At 65.4% G+C, this 15,981-nt stretch carries 12 protein-coding genes, 1 tRNA gene and 1 pseudogene; all 14 read left to right on the top strand.

Annotated elements, in window-relative coordinates:
- Positions 1–140 (top strand): annotated as a pseudogene (gene tuf / locus ACOQFR_RS00130) (elongation factor Tu); the annotation flags it as partial.
- Positions 141–228: 88 nt separating this feature from the next.
- Positions 229–304: transfer RNA gene (locus ACOQFR_RS00125), tRNA-Trp, on the top strand.
- Positions 305–371: 67 nt separating this feature from the next.
- Positions 372–752, top strand: coding sequence for a preprotein translocase subunit SecE (secE, locus tag ACOQFR_RS00120; protein WP_421377404.1), 381 nt, complete (start codon positions 372–374; stop codon positions 750–752).
- 12 nt (positions 753–764) lie between these two features.
- Positions 765–1,325: a transcription termination/antitermination protein NusG gene (gene nusG, locus ACOQFR_RS00115; protein ID WP_421377402.1), complete on the top strand. Its 561-nt coding sequence runs from the start codon at positions 765–767 to the stop codon at positions 1,323–1,325.
- Positions 1,326–1,420: 95 nt separating this feature from the next.
- Positions 1,421–1,849, top strand: coding sequence for a 50S ribosomal protein L11 (gene rplK, locus ACOQFR_RS00110; protein WP_421377400.1), 429 nt, complete (start codon positions 1,421–1,423; stop codon positions 1,847–1,849).
- A 3-nt stretch (positions 1,850–1,852) separates the two neighbouring features.
- Entirely contained in the window at positions 1,853–2,557 is a 705-nt protein-coding gene (rplA, locus tag ACOQFR_RS00105) for a 50S ribosomal protein L1 (protein ID WP_421377398.1), read from the top strand.
- A 341-nt stretch (positions 2,558–2,898) separates the two neighbouring features.
- A complete protein-coding gene (rplJ, locus tag ACOQFR_RS00100) occupies positions 2,899–3,429 on the top strand; it encodes a 50S ribosomal protein L10 (RefSeq protein ID WP_421377396.1) in 531 nt (176 codons plus the stop codon).
- 51 nt (positions 3,430–3,480) lie between these two features.
- Positions 3,481–3,852, top strand: coding sequence for a 50S ribosomal protein L7/L12 (rplL, locus tag ACOQFR_RS00095; RefSeq protein ID WP_421377394.1), 372 nt, complete (start codon positions 3,481–3,483; stop codon positions 3,850–3,852).
- Positions 3,853–4,095: 243 nt separating this feature from the next.
- Positions 4,096–8,247 carry a DNA-directed RNA polymerase subunit beta gene (gene rpoB / locus ACOQFR_RS00090; protein WP_421377392.1) on the top strand — a complete coding sequence of 1,384 codons (4,152 nt, stop codon included), beginning with the start codon at positions 4,096–4,098 and terminating at the stop codon, positions 8,245–8,247.
- Between the two features lie 25 nt (positions 8,248–8,272).
- A complete protein-coding gene (gene rpoC, locus ACOQFR_RS00085; RefSeq protein WP_421377390.1) occupies positions 8,273–12,481 on the top strand; it encodes a DNA-directed RNA polymerase subunit beta' in 4,209 nt (1,402 codons plus the stop codon).
- A 210-nt stretch (positions 12,482–12,691) separates the two neighbouring features.
- Complete coding sequence (gene rpsL / locus ACOQFR_RS00080; RefSeq protein WP_034213876.1) at positions 12,692–13,066, top strand: 30S ribosomal protein S12; 375 nt, start codon at positions 12,692–12,694, stop codon at positions 13,064–13,066.
- 60 nt (positions 13,067–13,126) lie between these two features.
- The gene (rpsG, locus tag ACOQFR_RS00075) at positions 13,127–13,594 is read left to right on the top strand and encodes a 30S ribosomal protein S7 (RefSeq protein ID WP_421377387.1); all 468 of its coding nucleotides are present in this window, start codon (positions 13,127–13,129) and stop codon (positions 13,592–13,594) included.
- Between the two features lie 66 nt (positions 13,595–13,660).
- The gene (gene fusA / locus ACOQFR_RS00070; RefSeq protein WP_421377385.1) at positions 13,661–15,751 is read left to right on the top strand and encodes an elongation factor G; all 2,091 of its coding nucleotides are present in this window, start codon (positions 13,661–13,663) and stop codon (positions 15,749–15,751) included.
- Between the two features lie 71 nt (positions 15,752–15,822).
- On the top strand, positions 15,823–15,981 hold a 159-nt coding region (locus ACOQFR_RS00065), incomplete at its 3' end, for a GTP-binding protein (protein ID WP_233263181.1).

Here is a 15,981-nt window from a genome sequence, read left to right as displayed (position 1 = left end):
AGATGGTGATGCCGGGCGACAACGTGAAGATGGTGGTCAGCCTGATCGCCCCGATCGCGATGGACGAGGGCCTGCGCTTCGCGATCCGCGAGGGTGGCCGCACCGTCGGCGCCGGCGTGGTTGCCAAGGTCATCAAGTAAGTAGTTCCGCCCGCCCGGCGCAGGCCGGACGGGCAGGGGAATGGCGGGCCGGAAGCGGTCCGCCATCGCCCGTTTCAGAGATGCCATTGCGTCAGTAGCTCAACTGGCAGAGCAGCGGTCTCCAAAACCGCAGGTTGTAGGTTCGAGTCCTACCTGGCGCGCCATCCCGCACTGGCTCGTGTTTCCCCCGGGAGACGCGGCCCCCATCCGGCCCAGCCGGGCAAGAGTTGAATGAACAGCAAGGTCGAGCAAGCACAACAGGCGGTCAGCGCCGCCGATGCCGCCAAGTACGTCCTGGCGGTGGCACTCGTGGTGGCGGGCATCGTCGGTTTCTACTGGTTCGCCCAGTGGCCGGGTCCGGTGCGCGCGCTGCTGGCCTTGGCCGGCGTGCTCGCCGCGGCGGCCGTCATGGCCTTCACCGCCAAGGGCCGGCAGACCCGCGAGTTCGCCTCGGAGTCGATGTTCGAGCTGCGCAAGGTCGTCTGGCCCACCACGCAGGAAACCCGCCGCATCACCGGCGTGATCCTGGTCGTGGTCATCATCGTCAGCCTGATCCTGTCCGGCTTCGATTTCGTCATTTCGCGGCTGATCCAGCTTCTGCTGGGTCAATAAGGAGTCCAGATCGTGGCCAAGCGTTGGTATGTCGTCCACGCCTACTCGGGTTTCGAGCATCAGGTGCAGCGCGCGCTCGATACGCGCATCGCGCGCGCCGAGATGCAGGAGAAGTTCGGCCAGGTGCTGGTCCCGACCGAAGAAGTGGTCGAAATGCGCGGTGGCCAGAAGCGCAAGTCCGAGCGCAAGTTCTTCCCCGGCTACGTGCTGGTACAGATCGAGACGCACGAGGACGGCGGCATCCCGCGCATCGACGACGACAGCTGGCACCTGATCAAGGAAACCCCCAAGGTCATGGGCTTCATCGGCGGTACCGCCGAGCGCCCCCTGCCGATCAAGGACAGCGAGGCGGACGTCATCCTTCGCCGCGTCCAGGACGGCGTGGACAAGCCCAAGCCCAAGGTGCTGTTCGAGCCGGGCGAGATGGTCCGCGTCACCGAAGGCCCGTTCAACGACTTCAACGGCGTGGTCGAGGAAGTCAATTACGAAAAGAGCCGCCTGCGCGTGGCGGTGCTGATCTTCGGCCGTTCCACCCCGGTGGAGCTGGAGTTCGGCCAGGTCGAGAAGGCCTGACGCAAAGTCTTTGCAACACCGTGAAGCCGGGGCACGAACCCCACCCGGCACGATGGGGAGCCTGACAACAGGCGCTTGCACCCGGAGACAAGACAATGGCTAAGAAAGTAGTTGGTTACATCAAGCTGCAGGTGAAGGCCGGCCAGGCCAACCCCTCGCCGCCGGTCGGTCCTGCGCTGGGTCAGCGCGGCCTGAACATCATGGAGTTCTGCAAGGCGTTCAACGCCGCCACCTCCAAGCTGGAGCCGGGCCTGCCGACGCCGGTGATCATCACCGCGTACTCGGACCGCACCTTCACCTTCATCACCAAGAGCACCCCGGCCACCGTGCTGCTCAAGAAGGCCGCCGGCCTGACCTCGGGCTCCAAGCGCCCGAACACCGAAAAGGTGGGCAAGGTCACCCGCAAGCAGCTCGAAGACATCGTCAAGGCGAAGGAAGGCGATCTCACCGCCGCCTCGCTCGACGCCGGCGTCCGTACCATCGCGGGCAGCGCCCGTTCGATGGGTCTCGTGGTGGAGGGCTAAGACATGGCACGCATTTCCAAGCGCTACAAGCAGCTGCAGACCCTGGTCACCCCGGGCAAGGCCTACTCGCTGGACGACGCCCTCAAGCTGATCCAGGGCAACTCCAAGACCAAGTTCGTCGAGTCCGTGGACGTGTCCGTCCGCCTCGGCGTCGATGCCAAGAAGTCCGACCAGCAGGTGCGCGGTTCCACCGTGCTGCCGGCCGGTACCGGCAAGTCGGTGCGCGTCGCCGTGTTCTGCCCCCCGGGCGCCAAGGCCGACGACGCCCTGGCCGCCGGCGCGGAAGTGGTGGGCATGGACGAGCTGGCCGAGTCGATGCTGGCCGGCAACATCAACTATGACGTCGTGATCGCCACGCCGGACGCGATGCGCGTCGTCGGCAAGCTGGGCCAGGTGCTCGGCCCGCGCGGCCTGATGCCCAACCCCAAGGTCGGCACCGTGTCGCCGGACGCCGCGGGCGCCGTGCGCAACGCCAAGGCGGGCCAGGTGCGTTACCGCACCGACAAGGCCGGCATCATCCACTGCACCATCGGCAAGGCCAACTTCGAGGCGACCGCCCTGAAGGACAACCTGCACGCCCTGCTGTGCGACCTGGTCAAGGCCAAGCCGGCCTCGTCCAAGGGCCAGTACCTGCAGAAGATTTCGCTGAGCTCGACCATGGGCGTGGGCGTGGTCATCGACCCCGCCTCGCTGACGCTGGCGAAGTAAGCAAACCGTACACGGCCGGGGTGTCTCCCCGGCCGGAAGAATTTGAAGGCACCGGTGCGGCGCAAGCCAGGCCGGAGCCATCAAAGACCGCAGGTGCGGTCAGCGCGTGACGACGTCGGGCATGGATGCACGACTGGCAAGGATTCGCCGTCGCCACAAGCGGGATCGCCTAATCCGTACTTCTCGCGAAGTCGGGCCTGCGTAGATGGTGCCGCCTTCTGGAAGATTTTCCGGGAACGGCCACCACCGGGACGCATCCGCGTCCCCGGCGCCGAAGGATCGGTGCCGCCCAAGACCGCAAGCGGCAGGAGCCGCGAGCGGAGTCCAATTGGAGGAGTGCAATGGCTCTCAATCTGTCCCAGAAACAAGAAGTAGTCGCCGAACTGGCAGATGTCGCCTCGAAGGCCCACTCCTTGGTTGCCGCCGAATACGCTGGCACGACCGTTTCGCAGATGACCGCGATGCGGAAGAAGGCCCGCGAGACCGGCGTGTTCTTGAAGGTTGTCAAGAACACCCTGGCCACGCGCGCCGTTGCCGGCACGGACTACGAAGGCGCCAAAGACGCCCTCGTCGGCCCGCTGCTGTACGCGTTCTCGATGGAAGACCCCGGCGCGGCCGGTCGTCTGATCAAGGAATTCGCCAAGGGCAACGAAAAGCTGCAGGCGAAGGTCGTTTCCATTGGTGGCAAGGTGTACCCGGCGTCCCACGTGGACGTGCTGGCTGCGCTGCCGACCCGTGACCAGGCGTTGGCCATGCTGGCCCGCGTGCTGTCCGAGCCGGCCACCATGTTCGCACGCGCCGTCAAGGCCGTGGCGGACCAGCAGGGTGGTGGCGATGTCGCCCCCGCCGAGGCTGAAGCCGAAACCGCCTGAGTTCGTCGCCGTCAAACAAACTTTCCAGAAAACTTTCCAGAGGTAACAAACATGTCCCTTTCCAACGAGCAGATCGTCGAAGCCGTCGCCGGCAAGACCCTGATGGAAGTGATGGAGCTGGTCAAGGCCATCGAAGAGAAGTTCGGCGTCACCGCCGCCGCCCCGGTCATGATGGCCGGTCCGGCTGCTGGCCCGGCCGCCCCGGTCGAAGAGCAGACCGAGTTCACCGTCATCCTGAAGGCTGCCGGCGAGAAGAAGGTCGAGGTCATCAAGGCCGTCCGCGCCATCACCGGCCTGGGCCTGAAGGAAGCCAAGGACCTGGTCGAGGCCACCGGCATCGTGAAGGACGCCGTGTCGAAGGACGACGCCGCGAAGTTCAAGAAGGACCTCGAGGCGGCCGGCGCGACGGTCGAACTCAAGTAATCCTCACTTTGAGTCGCCGGCTGGTATTGGCGACCACCTGAGGCTGGGGGCGAAAGCCCCCGGCCTTTGGCCGTTCCTGAGGGACGGCGCAAGGCAACAAGCAACTCATCCCGAGTTGCCAGTCGGAAGTAGCTACAGAAGGCGTGCTGGTGCCGGCAATACCAGCGACTTCCCACTGGCAGTTTGATGTTCCCCCCCGGTCCGCGGACGCGCGGCCACAGATACCCGAGGCGGTAGCTCACCATGACGTACTCCTTCACCGAAAAGAAGCGTATCCGCAAGGACTTCGGCAAGCGCCGGCAGGTCCTCGAAGTGCCGTACCTGCTGGCGATCCAGATGGACTCGTACCGCGAGTTCCTGCAGGAGTACGCCCTGTCCGGCAAGCGCGACGACCGCGGCCTGCATGCCGCGCTCAAGTCGGTGTTCCCGATCACCTCGTACTCGGGCAACGCAGCCCTGGAGTACGTGAGCTACAAGCTGGGCGAGCCGCCGTTCGACGAGCGCGAGTGCCGCAACCGTGGCCTGACCTACGGCGCGCCGCTGCGCGTCACCGTCCGCCTGGTGATCTACGACCGTGAGTCGTCCACCAAGGCCATCAAGTACGTGAAGGAGCAGGAGGTCTACATGGGCGAGCTGCCCCTGATGACCGACAACGGCACCTTCATCGTCAACGGCACCGAGCGCGTCATCGTCTCGCAGCTGCACCGTTCGCCGGGCGTGTTCTTCGACCACGACCGCGGCAAGACCCACAGCTCGGGCAAGCTGCTGTACTCGGCCCGCATCATTCCCTACCGCGGCTCCTGGCTCGACTTCGAGTTCGACCCCAAGGACGCCGTGTTCACCCGCATCGACCGTCGCCGCAAGCTGCCGGTGACCATCCTGCTGCGCGCGCTGGGCTACAACAACGAAGAGATGCTCAAGATCTTCTTCGAGGTCAACACCTTCCACATCGCCAAGCAGGACGGCGTCGAGCTGGAGCTGGTGGCCGAGCGCCTGCGTGGCGAGACCCTGAACTTCGACCTGGTGGTCGGCGGCAAGGTCGTGGTCGAGGCCGGCAAGCGCATCACCGCGCGCCACGTGAAGCAGCTCGAGCAGGCCAAGGTCGACACCCTCGCGGTGCCCGACGAATACCTGTACGGCCGCATCCTGGCCCATGACGTCATCGACACCAAGACCGGCGAAGTGCTGGCCCTGGCCAACGAAGAGCTCAACGAAGCCAACGTCGCCAAGCTGCGCAAGGCCGGCGTGGACGTGATCGGCACCCTGTGGGTGAACGACCTCGACCGCGGCCCGTACATCTCCAACACCCTGCGCATCGACCCGACCAAGACCCAGCTCGAGGCCCTGGTCGAGATCTACCGCATGATGCGTCCGGGCGAGCCGCCCACCAAGGACGCCGCGCAGAACCTGTTCTACAACCTGTTCTTCACCTTCGAGCGCTACGACCTGTCGGGCGTGGGCCGGATGAAGTTCAACCGCCGCGTGGGCCGCAAGGAAGTCACCGGCGCCTCGGTGCTGTACGACGCCAAGTACTTCGGCGAGCGCAATGACGAGACCGCCAAGAACCTGGTCAAGGAACTGGGCGCCACCTCCGACATCCTGGACGTCATCAAGACCCTGACCGAGATCCGCAACGGCCGCGGCGTGGTGGACGACATCGACCACCTGGGCAACCGTCGCGTGCGTTCGGTCGGCGAAATGGCCGAGAACGTGTTCCGCGTGGGCCTGGTCCGCGTCGAGCGCGCGGTGAAGGAGCGCCTGTCGCTGGCCGAGTCCGATGGCCTCACGCCGCAGGACCTGATCAACGCCAAGCCCGTCGCCGCCGCGATCAAGGAGTTCTTCGGCTCCTCGCAGCTGTCGCAGTTCATGGACCAGAACAACCCGCTGTCGGAAGTCACGCACAAGCGTCGCGTGTCGGCCCTCGGCCCGGGCGGCCTGACCCGCGAGCGCGCCGGCTTCGAAGTGCGCGACGTGCACCCGACCCATTACGGCCGCGTCTGCACCATCGAGACGCCGGAAGGCCCGAACATCGGCCTGATCAACTCGCTGGCCGTGTACGCCCGTTCCAACAAGTACGGTTTCCTCGAGACCCCGTACCGCAAGGTGGTGGACGGCAAGGTCACCGACACGGTCGAGTTCCTGTCTGCGATCGAAGAGCACGAGTACGCGATCGCCCAGGCCAACGCCGAGCTCAACAAGGACGGCAGCTTCCAGGCCTCCTTCGTGCCCTGCCGCTTCCAGGCCGAGACCCTGCTCAAGCCGCCGTCGGAAATCCACTACATGGACGTCTCGCCCATGCAGTCGGTGTCCGTCGCCGCGGCGCTGGTTCCCTTCATCGAGCACGACGACGCCAACCGCGCCCTGATGGGCGCGAACATGCAGCGCCAGGCCGTCCCGACCCTGCGTTCGCAGAAGCCGCTGGTCGGCACCGGCATCGAGCGCGCCGTGGCGCGCGACTCGGGCGTGACCGTGAACGCCAAGCGTGGCGGCGTGATCGACCAGGTCGACGCCGGCCGCATCGTGGTCCGCGTCAACGAGAAGGAAATCCACGACAACGACGCCGGCGTGGACATCTACACCCTGGTCAAGTACACCCGCTCCAACCAGAACACCTGCATCAACCAGCGCCCGCTGGTGAACGTGGGTGACCGGGTTGCGCGCGGCGACGTGCTGGCCGACGGCCCGTCCACCGACATCGGCGAGCTGGCCCTGGGCCAGAACATGCTGGTGGCCTTCATGCCGTGGAACGGCTACAACTTCGAGGACTCCATCCTGCTCTCCGAGCGCGTGGTGGAAGAGGATCGCTACACCACGATCCACATCGAAGAGCTCACCTGCGTCGCCCGCGACACCAAGCTGGGGCCGGAGGAAATCACCGCCGACATCCCGAACGTGTCCGAGCAGGCCCTGGGCCGCCTGGACGAGTCGGGCGTGGTGTACATCGGCGCCGAAGTGCGCGCCGGCGACATCATGGTCGGCAAGGTCACGCCCAAGGGCGAGAGCCAGCTGACCCCGGAAGAGAAGCTGCTGCGCGCCATCTTCGGCGAGAAGGCCAGCGACGTTAAGGACAGCTCGCTGCGCGTGCCCCCGGGCATGGACGGCACCGTCATCGACGTGCAGGTCTTCACCCGCGACGGCATCGAGAAGGACAAGCGCGCGCGCCAGATCGAGGAAACCGAGATCAAGCGCGTCAAGAAGGACTTCGACGACCAGTTCCGCATCCTCGAGGGCGCCATCTTCGCGCGCCTGCGTGGTCTGCTGATCGGCAAGGTCGCCAACGGCGGTCCCGGCGGCCTCAAGAAGGGCACCGAGATCACCGGCGAGTACCTGGACAGCCTGAAGAAGGACGACTGGTTCACGATCCGCATGAAGGACGAGGACGCGGCCGAGCTGATCGAGCGCGCCCAGAAGCAGGTCGAGGCGCACGAGAAGGAGTTCGAGAAGCGGTTCCAGGACAAGCGCGGCAAGATCACCGCCGGCGACGACCTGGCCCCGGGCGTGCTCAAGATGGTCAAGGTCTACCTGGCCGTTAAGCGCCGCATCCAGCCGGGTGACAAGATGGCCGGCCGCCACGGCAACAAGGGCGTGGTCTCGACCATCGTCCCGGTGCAGGACATGCCCTACATGGCCAACGGCGAAACCGCCGACATCGTGCTCAATCCGCTGGGCGTGCCCAGCCGAATGAACATCGGCCAGATCCTCGAGGTGCACCTGGGCTGGGCCGCGAAGGGCCTGGGCCAGAAGATCCAGCGCATGCTCGAGGCCCAGGAGAAGATCGCGGACCTGCGCAAGTTCCTCGACCAGATCTACAACCACGACAAGAAGCTGCACGGCGAGCGCGTCGATCTGTCCCAGATCAACGACAAGGAGCTGCTGAAGCTGGCGCACAACCTCACCGACGGCGTGCCGATGGCCACCCCGGTGTTCGACGGCGCCACCGAGGCCGAGATCAAGTCCATGCTGGCGCTGGCCGACCTGCCCGAGACCGGGCAGACCATCCTGCACGACGGCCGCACCGGCGAGGCGTTCGACCGCCCGGTCACCGTCGGCTACATGCACATGCTCAAGCTCAACCACCTGGTGGACGACAAGATGCACGCGCGCTCGACCGGTCCGTACTCGCTCGTCACCCAGCAGCCGCTGGGCGGCAAGGCGCAGTTCGGCGGCCAGCGCTTCGGCGAGATGGAAGTCTGGGCGCTGGAAGCCTACGGCGCGGCCTACACCCTGCAGGAAATGCTGACGGTGAAGTCCGACGACGTGCAGGGCCGCAACCAGATGTACAAGAACATCGTCGACGGCGAGCATGAAATGACGGCCGGCATGCCGGAATCGTTCAATGTGCTGGTGAAGGAGATTCGCTCCCTCGCCATCAACATTGAACTGGAAGAGCAGTGATCTGGCGCGGGAACAGGAGAATCAAATGAAAGACCTACTCAATCTGTTCAACCAGCAGCGTCAGTCGCTGGATTTCGACGGCATCAAGATCGGCCTGGCTTCGCCGGACCTGATCCGCAGCTGGTCGTTCGGCGAAGTGAAGAAGCCGGAAACCATCAACTACCGTACCTTCAAGCCCGAGCGTGACGGCCTGTTCTGCGCCGCCATCTTCGGACCGATCAAGGACTACGAGTGCCTGTGCGGCAAGTACAAGCGCATGAAGCACCGTGGCGTGGTCTGCGAGAAGTGCGGCACCGAAGTGACGCTGGCGAAGGTTCGTCGCGAGCGCATGGGCCACATCGAGCTGGCCAGCCCGACCGCGCACATCTGGTTCCTCAAGTCGCTGCCCTCGCGCATCGGCCTGATGCTGGACATGACCCTGCGCGACATCGAGCGCATCCTGTACTTCGAGGCCTACGTGGTCATCGAGCCGGGCCTGACCACGCTCGACAAGGGCCAGCTGCTGACCGAAGAGCAGTTCCTGACCGCGCGCCAGGAGCATGGCGACGACTTCGACGCCCTGATGGGTGCCGAGGCCGTGTACCAGCTGCTGCGTTCGCTGGACCTGGGCTCCGAGCTGCTGCGCCTGAAGGAAGAGATCGCGTCCACCAACTCCGAGACCAAGCTCAAGCGCCTCACCAAGCGCATCAAGCTGGTCGAGGCCTTCCTCGAGTCGGGCAACCGCCCCGAGTGGATGGTGATGACCGTGCTGCCGGTGCTGCCGCCGGACCTGCGTCCGCTGGTGCCGCTGGACGGTGGCCGCTTCGCGACCTCCGACCTCAACGACCTCTACCGTCGCGTCATCAACCGCAACAACCGCCTCAAGCGCCTGCTCGAGCTCAACGCGCCCGACATCATCGTGCGCAACGAGAAGCGCATGCTGCAGGAGTCCGTTGACGCCCTGATGGACAACGGCCGTCGCGGCCGCGCCATCACCGGCACCAACAAGCGCCCGCTCAAGTCGCTGGCCGACATGATCAAGGGCAAGCAGGGCCGCTTCCGCCAGAACCTGCTGGGCAAGCGCGTCGACTACTCCGGCCGTTCGGTCATCGTGGTTGGCCCGACCCTGCGCCTGCACGAGTGCGGCCTGCCCAAGAAGATGGCGCTCGAGCTGTTCAAGCCCTTCATCTTCGCCAAGCTGCAGCGCCGTGGCCTCGCCACGACGATCAAGGCGGCCAAGAAGCTGGTCGAGCGCGAGTCGGCGGAAGTCTGGGACATCCTGGAAGAAGTCATCCGCGAACACCCGGTGCTGCTCAACCGCGCCCCGACCCTGCACCGCCTGGGCATCCAGGCGTTCGAGCCGGTGCTGATCGAGGGCAAGGCCATCCAGCTGCACCCGCTGGTCTGCACCGCGTTCAACGCCGACTTCGACGGTGACCAGATGGCCGTGCACGTCCCGCTGAGCCTCGAGGCCCAGCTGGAAGCGCGCGCGCTGATGATGTCGTCCAACAACATCCTGTCGCCGGCCAACGGCGAGCCGATCATCGTGCCGACCCAGGACGTCGTGCTGGGCCTGTACTACATGACCCGCGCCCTGGAGAACAAGAAGGGCGAGGGCATGGTGTTCGCCAACGTCGCCGAGGTGAAGCGCGCGTACGACAACCGCGTCGTCGAGCTGCACGCCAAGGTGAAGGTCCGCCTGAAGCAGGTGGAGACGGACGAGCAGGGCGCCCGCGTCGAGAAGACCTCGATCGTGGACACCACCATCGGCCGCGCGCTGCTGGCCGAGATCCTGCCGGAAGGCCTGCCGTTCTCGCTGGCCAACACCGAGCTGACCAAGAAGAACATCAGCCGCCTGATCAACACCTGCTACCGCATGCTGGGCCTCAAGCACACGGTGATCTTCGCCGACCAGCTGATGTACACCGGCTTCGCCTACGCCACCCGCGCGGGCGTGTCGATCGGCATCGACGACATGATCATCCCGGACGCCAAGAAGAAGATCCTGGAAGGCGCCGAGTCCGAGGTGCTGGAAATCCAGGAGCAGTACCAGAGCGGCCTGGTGACCGCCGGCGAGCGCTACAACAAGGTGGTCGACATCTGGTCGCGCACCAACGAGCTCGTCGCCAAGGCGATGATGGAGTCCATCGGCACCGAGAAGGTGGTCAACGCCAAGGGCGAGACCATCGACCAGAAGTCGATGAACTCGGTCTACATCATGGCCGACTCCGGCGCCCGTGGTTCGCAGGCCCAGATCCGCCAGCTGGCGGGCATGCGCGGCCTGATGGCCAAGCCCGACGGCTCGATCATCGAGACGCCCATCACGGCGAACTTCCGTGAAGGCCTCAACGTGCTGCAGTACTTCATCTCCACCCACGGCGCGCGCAAGGGCCTGGCGGATACGGCGCTCAAGACCGCCAACTCCGGTTACCTCACCCGTCGCCTGGTCGACGTGGCGCAGGACGTGGTGGTCACCGAGTCCGATTGCGGCACGCTCAACGGCCTCACCATGACCCCGATCGTCGAAGGCGGCGACGTGGTCGAGCCGCTGCGCGACCGCGTGCTGGGCCGCATCGTGGCCGAGGACGTGTACCTGCCGGGCAACGACGAGGATCCGATCGTCACCCGCAACACCCTGCTGGACGAGGCCTGGGTCGACAAGCTCGAGACCGCCGGCGTGCAGTCCATCAAGGTGCGCTCGGCGATCACCTGCGACAGCACCTTCGGCATCTGCGCCCACTGCTACGGCCGCGACCTGGCCCGTGGCCACATCGTCAACCACGGCGAGGCCGTGGGCGTGGTGGCGGCGCAGTCGATCGGCGAGCCCGGCACCCAGCTGACCATGCGTACCTTCCACATCGGCGGCGCGGCTTCGCGTGCGGCCGCCGTGGACAACATCACGGTCAAGACCACCGGTGCGGTGAAGTTCAACAACCTCAAGTACGTGCAGCACGCCAACGGCCACCTGGTGGCGGTGTCGCGCTCGGGCGAACTGTCGGTGCTGGACAACCACGGCCGCGAGCGCGAGCGCTACAAGCTGCCCTACGGCGCCATGATCAACGTCAAGGACGGCCAGGACGTCAAGGCCGGCAAGGTCGTGGCCAACTGGGATCCGCATAACCACCCGATCGTGTCGGAAGTGGCCGGTTTCGTGCGCTTCGTGGACTTCGTCGACGGCATCACCGTCATCGAGAAGACCGACGAACTGACCGGCCTGGCCTCGCGCGAGATCACCGATCCCAAGCGTCGTGGCTCGATGGGCAAGGACCTGCGTCCGGTCGTGCGCATCCTCGACAAGAACGGCAAGGACCTCAACATCCCGGGTACCGACCTGCCGGCGCAGTACCTGCTGCCGCCGCGCTCGATCGTCAACCTGCAGGACGGCGCCGCGGTCGGCGTGGGCGACGTGGTCACCAAGGTGCCCCAGGAAGCCTCCAAGACCCGCGACATCACGGGCGGCCTGCCGCGCGTGGCCGACCTGTTCGAGGCCCGCAAGCCCAAGGATCCGGCCGTGCTGGCGGAAGTGTCCGGCATCATCAGCTTCGGCAAGGACACCAAGGGCAAGCAGCGCCTGATCATCAAGGATGCCGACGGCAACGAGCACGAAGAGCTGATCCCGAAGTACCGCCAGGTCATCGTCTATGAAGGCGAGCACATCGCCAAGGGCGAAACCGTGGTGGATGGCGAGCCGAACCCGCAGGACATCCTGCGCCTGCTCGGCGTCGAGCCGCTGGCCGCGTACCTGGTGAAGGAAATCCAGGACGTGTACCGGCTGCAGGGCGTGAAGATCAACGACAAGCACATCGAGACGATCATTCGCCAGATGCTGCGCAAGGTCGAGATCACCGACGCCGGCGACAGCCGCTTCATGGCCGGCGAGCAGGCCGAGCGCATCCGCGTGGTCGAGGACAATGCCAGGGCGCTGACCAAGAACGAGCTTCCGGCCCGCTACGAGCCGGTGCTCCTGGGCATCACCAAGGCGTCCCTGGCCACCGAGTCGTTCATCTCGGCGGCGTCCTTTCAGGAAACCACCCGTGTGCTGACCGAGGCGGCCGTCCGCGGCACCCGCGACAGCTTGCGGGGCCTGAAGGAAAACGTTATCGTCGGCCGCCTCATCCCGGCGGGCACCGGCCTTGCGTACCACAGCAAGCGCCGCAAGGCCGCTACGCCGGAACTGTCCGATTCCGATCTGGAGACTTTGCGCGCCGTCTCGACGGCCACTGAGACTACCGAAGAAGCCGGTTCCGAAGGCTGACTCAAGCTGCGCTGGCAGGCCCGCCGATGGCCTGCCCACATTCGAAAAGAGGGACCAGGACGGTCCCTCGTGTTCGATTCACGGACGATGGAAACCAGAGGACCCTCCTGTCATTGATTTGACAGGTGGGGCCAACGCGAACTAAACTCCCGCTTCTCGGTGGGCCGGTTTCCGGCCTGCCGTTGCCTTTTTCACCAGGATTCCAAACGCATGGCGACGATCAACCAGCTGGTGCGCAAGCCGCGTCAGCCCAATACCTACAAGAGCGCCTCCCCGGCGCTGGCCAACTGCCCGCAGCGTCGTGGCGTGTGCACCCGCGTGTACACCACCACTCCGAAGAAGCCGAACTCGGCCCTTCGCAAGGTCGCCAAGGTGCGCCTGACCAACGGCTTCGAAGTGATCTCCTACATCGGTGGCGAAGGCCACAACCTGCAGGAGCACTCGGTGGTGCTGATCCGCGGCGGTCGCGTCAAGGACCTGCCCGGCGTGCGCTACCACACCGTGCGTGGCTCGCTCGACGCCGCCGGCGTCGCCAAGCGTCGCCAGAGCCGCTCCAAGTACGGCGCCAAGCGTCCGAAGTCCTGAGTCGCGCGGCCGCGTGGCCGCAGCGCTCTACACCCGATCAACAAAATCTAGGCAAGCATCATGTCCCGTAAAGGTTCTCCCGGTACCCGTTCGATCCTCCCGGATCCGAAGCACGGAAGCGAAGTCGTCGCCCGCTTCATCAACATGGTCATGAAGTCCGGCAAGAAGTCGATCGCCGAGAAGATCGTCTACGGCGCCATGGACGTCATCGGCGAGAAGAACTCCGACGCCCTCGGCCTGGTCGAGAAGGCGCTGGCCAACGTCGCGCCGGCCGTCGAGGTCAAGTCGCGCCGCGTCGGCGGTGCCACCTACCAGGTGCCCGTCGAAGTCCGCACCTCGCGCCGCATGGCGCTGGCGATGCGCTGGGTGATCGACTCCGCGCGCAAGCGTGGCGAGAACACCATGCCGCGCAAGCTGGCCGCCGAGCTGATCGAAGCGTCCGAAAGCCGCGGTGGCGCCGTCAAGAAGCGCGAAGAAACGCACCGCATGGCCGAGGCCAACAAGGCCTTCTCGCACTACCGCTGGTAATCGCAGGCGCGTAGCGAAACTGCCCCTGGCGCCCGGCGCCAGGCGGCATCCCAACGAGGAATTCCCGTGGCACGCACTACCCCCATCGAGCGTTACCGCAACTTCGGCATCATGGCCCACATCGATGCCGGCAAGACCACCACGACCGAACGCATCCTGTTCTACACCGGTGTCAACCATAAGATCGGCGAAGTCCACGACGGCGCCGCGACCATGGACTGGATGGAGCAGGAGCAGGAGCGTGGCATCACGATCACGTCCGCGGCCACGACCTGCTTCTGGTCGGGCATGGACAAGTCGCTGCCGCAGCACCGGTTCAACATCATCGACACCCCCGGCCACGTCGACTTCACCATCGAAGTCGAGCGTTCGCTGCGCGTGCTCGACGGTGCGGTGTTCGTGCTGTGCGCCGTCGGCGGCGTGCAGCCGCAGTCCGAGACCGTGTGGCGCCAGGCCAACAAGTACGCGGTGCCGCGCCTTGCGTTCGTCAACAAGATGGACCGCACCGGCGCCAACTTCTACAAGGTCGTCGACCAGCTCAAGTCGCGCCTGGGTGCCTACCCGGTGCCGATGCAGCTGCCGATCGGTGCCGAGGAAGGCTTCGAGGGCGTGGTTGACCTGCTCAAGATGAAGTCCATCGTCTGGGACATGTCCAACCAGGGCACCAGCTTCGTCTACTCGGACATCCCGGCCGGCATGGTCGAGGAAGCCCAGAAGGCGCGCGAGTTCATGGTCGAGGCCGCGGCCGAGTCCAGCGAAGACCTCATGAACAAGTACCTGGAAGAGGGCGACCTCTCCGAGGACGAGATCATGACGGGCATTCGTGCCCGCACGCTGACCGTCGACATCATCCCCATGTTCTGCGGCACCGCCTTCAAGAACAAGGGCGTGCAGGCCATGCTCGACGCCGTCATCAACTACCTGCCTTCGCCGACGGATCGCCCGCCGGTCAAGGGCATCGACGAGGACGAGAAGGACGCCACCCGCGTGCCGGACGACAAGGGTCCGTTCTCCGCGCTCGCGTTCAAGATCATGACCGACCCGTTCGTGGGCTCGCTCACCTTCTTCCGCGTCTACTCGGGCACCCTCAATGCCGGCGACCAGGTGTACAACCCGGTCAAGAGCAAGAAGGAGCGCATCGGCCGCATCCTGCAGATGCACGCCAACAACCGCGACGAGATCAAGGAAGTGCTGGCGGGCGACATTGCCGCGGCGGTGGGCCTGAAGGACGTCACCACCGGTGACACCCTGTGCTCGCTCGACAACATCATCACCCTGGAGCGCATGATCTTCCCGGAGCCCGTCATCTCGATGGCGGTGGAGCCGAAGACCAAGTCCGACCAGGAGAAGATGGGCATCGCCCTCGGCCGCCTGGCGCAGGAGGATCCGTCCTTCCGCGTTCGCACGGACGAAGAGTCGGGCCAGACCATCATCGCCGGCATGGGCGAGCTGCACCTTGAAATCCTCGTGGACCGCATGAAGCGCGAGTTCAACGTGGAAGCCAACGTCGGCAAGCCGCAGGTGGCCTACCGCGAGACGATCCGCAAGGGCGTCAAGCAGGAAGGCAAGTTCGTGCGCCAGTCCGGTGGTCGTGGCCAGTACGGCCACATCGTCATCGAGATGGAGCCGCAGGAGCGTGGCGCGGGCTTCTCGTTCGAGAACGCCATCGTCGGCGGCGTGGTCCCGAAGGAATACGTGGTCGCGGCCGGCAAGGGCATCGAAGAGCAGCTCAAGAACGGCGTGCTGGCGGGCTTCCCGGTCGTGGACGTCAAGATCAAGGCCGTCGACGGCTCGTTCCATGACGTCGACTCCAACGAAATGGCGTTCAAGATCGCCGGCTCGATGGCGTTCAAGGAAGGCTTCCAGAAGGCCAACCCGGTCCTGCTCGAGCCGATCATGAAGGTCGAGGTGGTGACGCCGGAAGACTACATGGGCGACGTGATGGGCGACCTGAGCCGTCGTCGCGGCCTGCTGCAGGGCACCGACGACACGCCCTCGGGCAAGGTCATCAACGCGATGGTGCCGCTGGGCGAGATGTTCGGCTACGCCACGTCCATGCGCTCCATGTCGCAGGGCCGCGCCACCTTCACGATGGAATTCGACCATTACGCCGAGGCGCCGAACAACATCGCCGAGCAGGTCATCAAGAAGTCCTGATCCACCGGGCTCCCCAGGCGGGGAGCCTCCGGTTCCAGAGAATCCAGTTCCCAGAATTGAGGTAGATAGTCATGGCTAAGGGTAAATTCGAGCGCACCAAGCCGCACGTGAACGTCGGCACCATCGGTCACGTCGATCATGGCAAGACCACGCTGACGGCGGCGCTGACGAAGATCGGCGCCGAGCGTTTCGGCGGCGAGTTCAAGGCGTACGACCAGATCGACGCGGCG

It is taken from the genome of Arenimonas sp. MALMAid1274, assembly GCF_049195245.1.
GTDB lineage: Bacteria > Pseudomonadota > Gammaproteobacteria > Xanthomonadales > Xanthomonadaceae > Arenimonas.
The sequence above is the reverse complement of the archived record's forward strand: the minus strand, read 5'-3'. Positions and strand labels throughout refer to the sequence as shown.

Coding starts and splice junctions, on each gene's coding strand:
- secE (WP_421377404.1), top strand. CDS start 372: ATGAACAGCAAGGTCGAGCAAGCACAACAGGCGGTCAGCGCCGCCGAT.
- rplK (WP_421377400.1), top strand. CDS start 1,421: ATGGCTAAGAAAGTAGTTGGTTACATCAAGCTGCAGGTGAAGGCCGGC.
- rplA (WP_421377398.1), top strand. CDS start 1,853: ATGGCACGCATTTCCAAGCGCTACAAGCAGCTGCAGACCCTGGTCACC.
- rplJ (WP_421377396.1), top strand. CDS start 2,899: ATGGCTCTCAATCTGTCCCAGAAACAAGAAGTAGTCGCCGAACTGGCA.
- rplL (WP_421377394.1), top strand. CDS start 3,481: ATGTCCCTTTCCAACGAGCAGATCGTCGAAGCCGTCGCCGGCAAGACC.
- rpoB (WP_421377392.1), top strand. CDS start 4,096: ATGACGTACTCCTTCACCGAAAAGAAGCGTATCCGCAAGGACTTCGGC.
- rpoC (WP_421377390.1), top strand. CDS start 8,273: ATGAAAGACCTACTCAATCTGTTCAACCAGCAGCGTCAGTCGCTGGAT.
- rpsL (WP_034213876.1), top strand. CDS start 12,692: ATGGCGACGATCAACCAGCTGGTGCGCAAGCCGCGTCAGCCCAATACC.
- rpsG (WP_421377387.1), top strand. CDS start 13,127: ATGTCCCGTAAAGGTTCTCCCGGTACCCGTTCGATCCTCCCGGATCCG.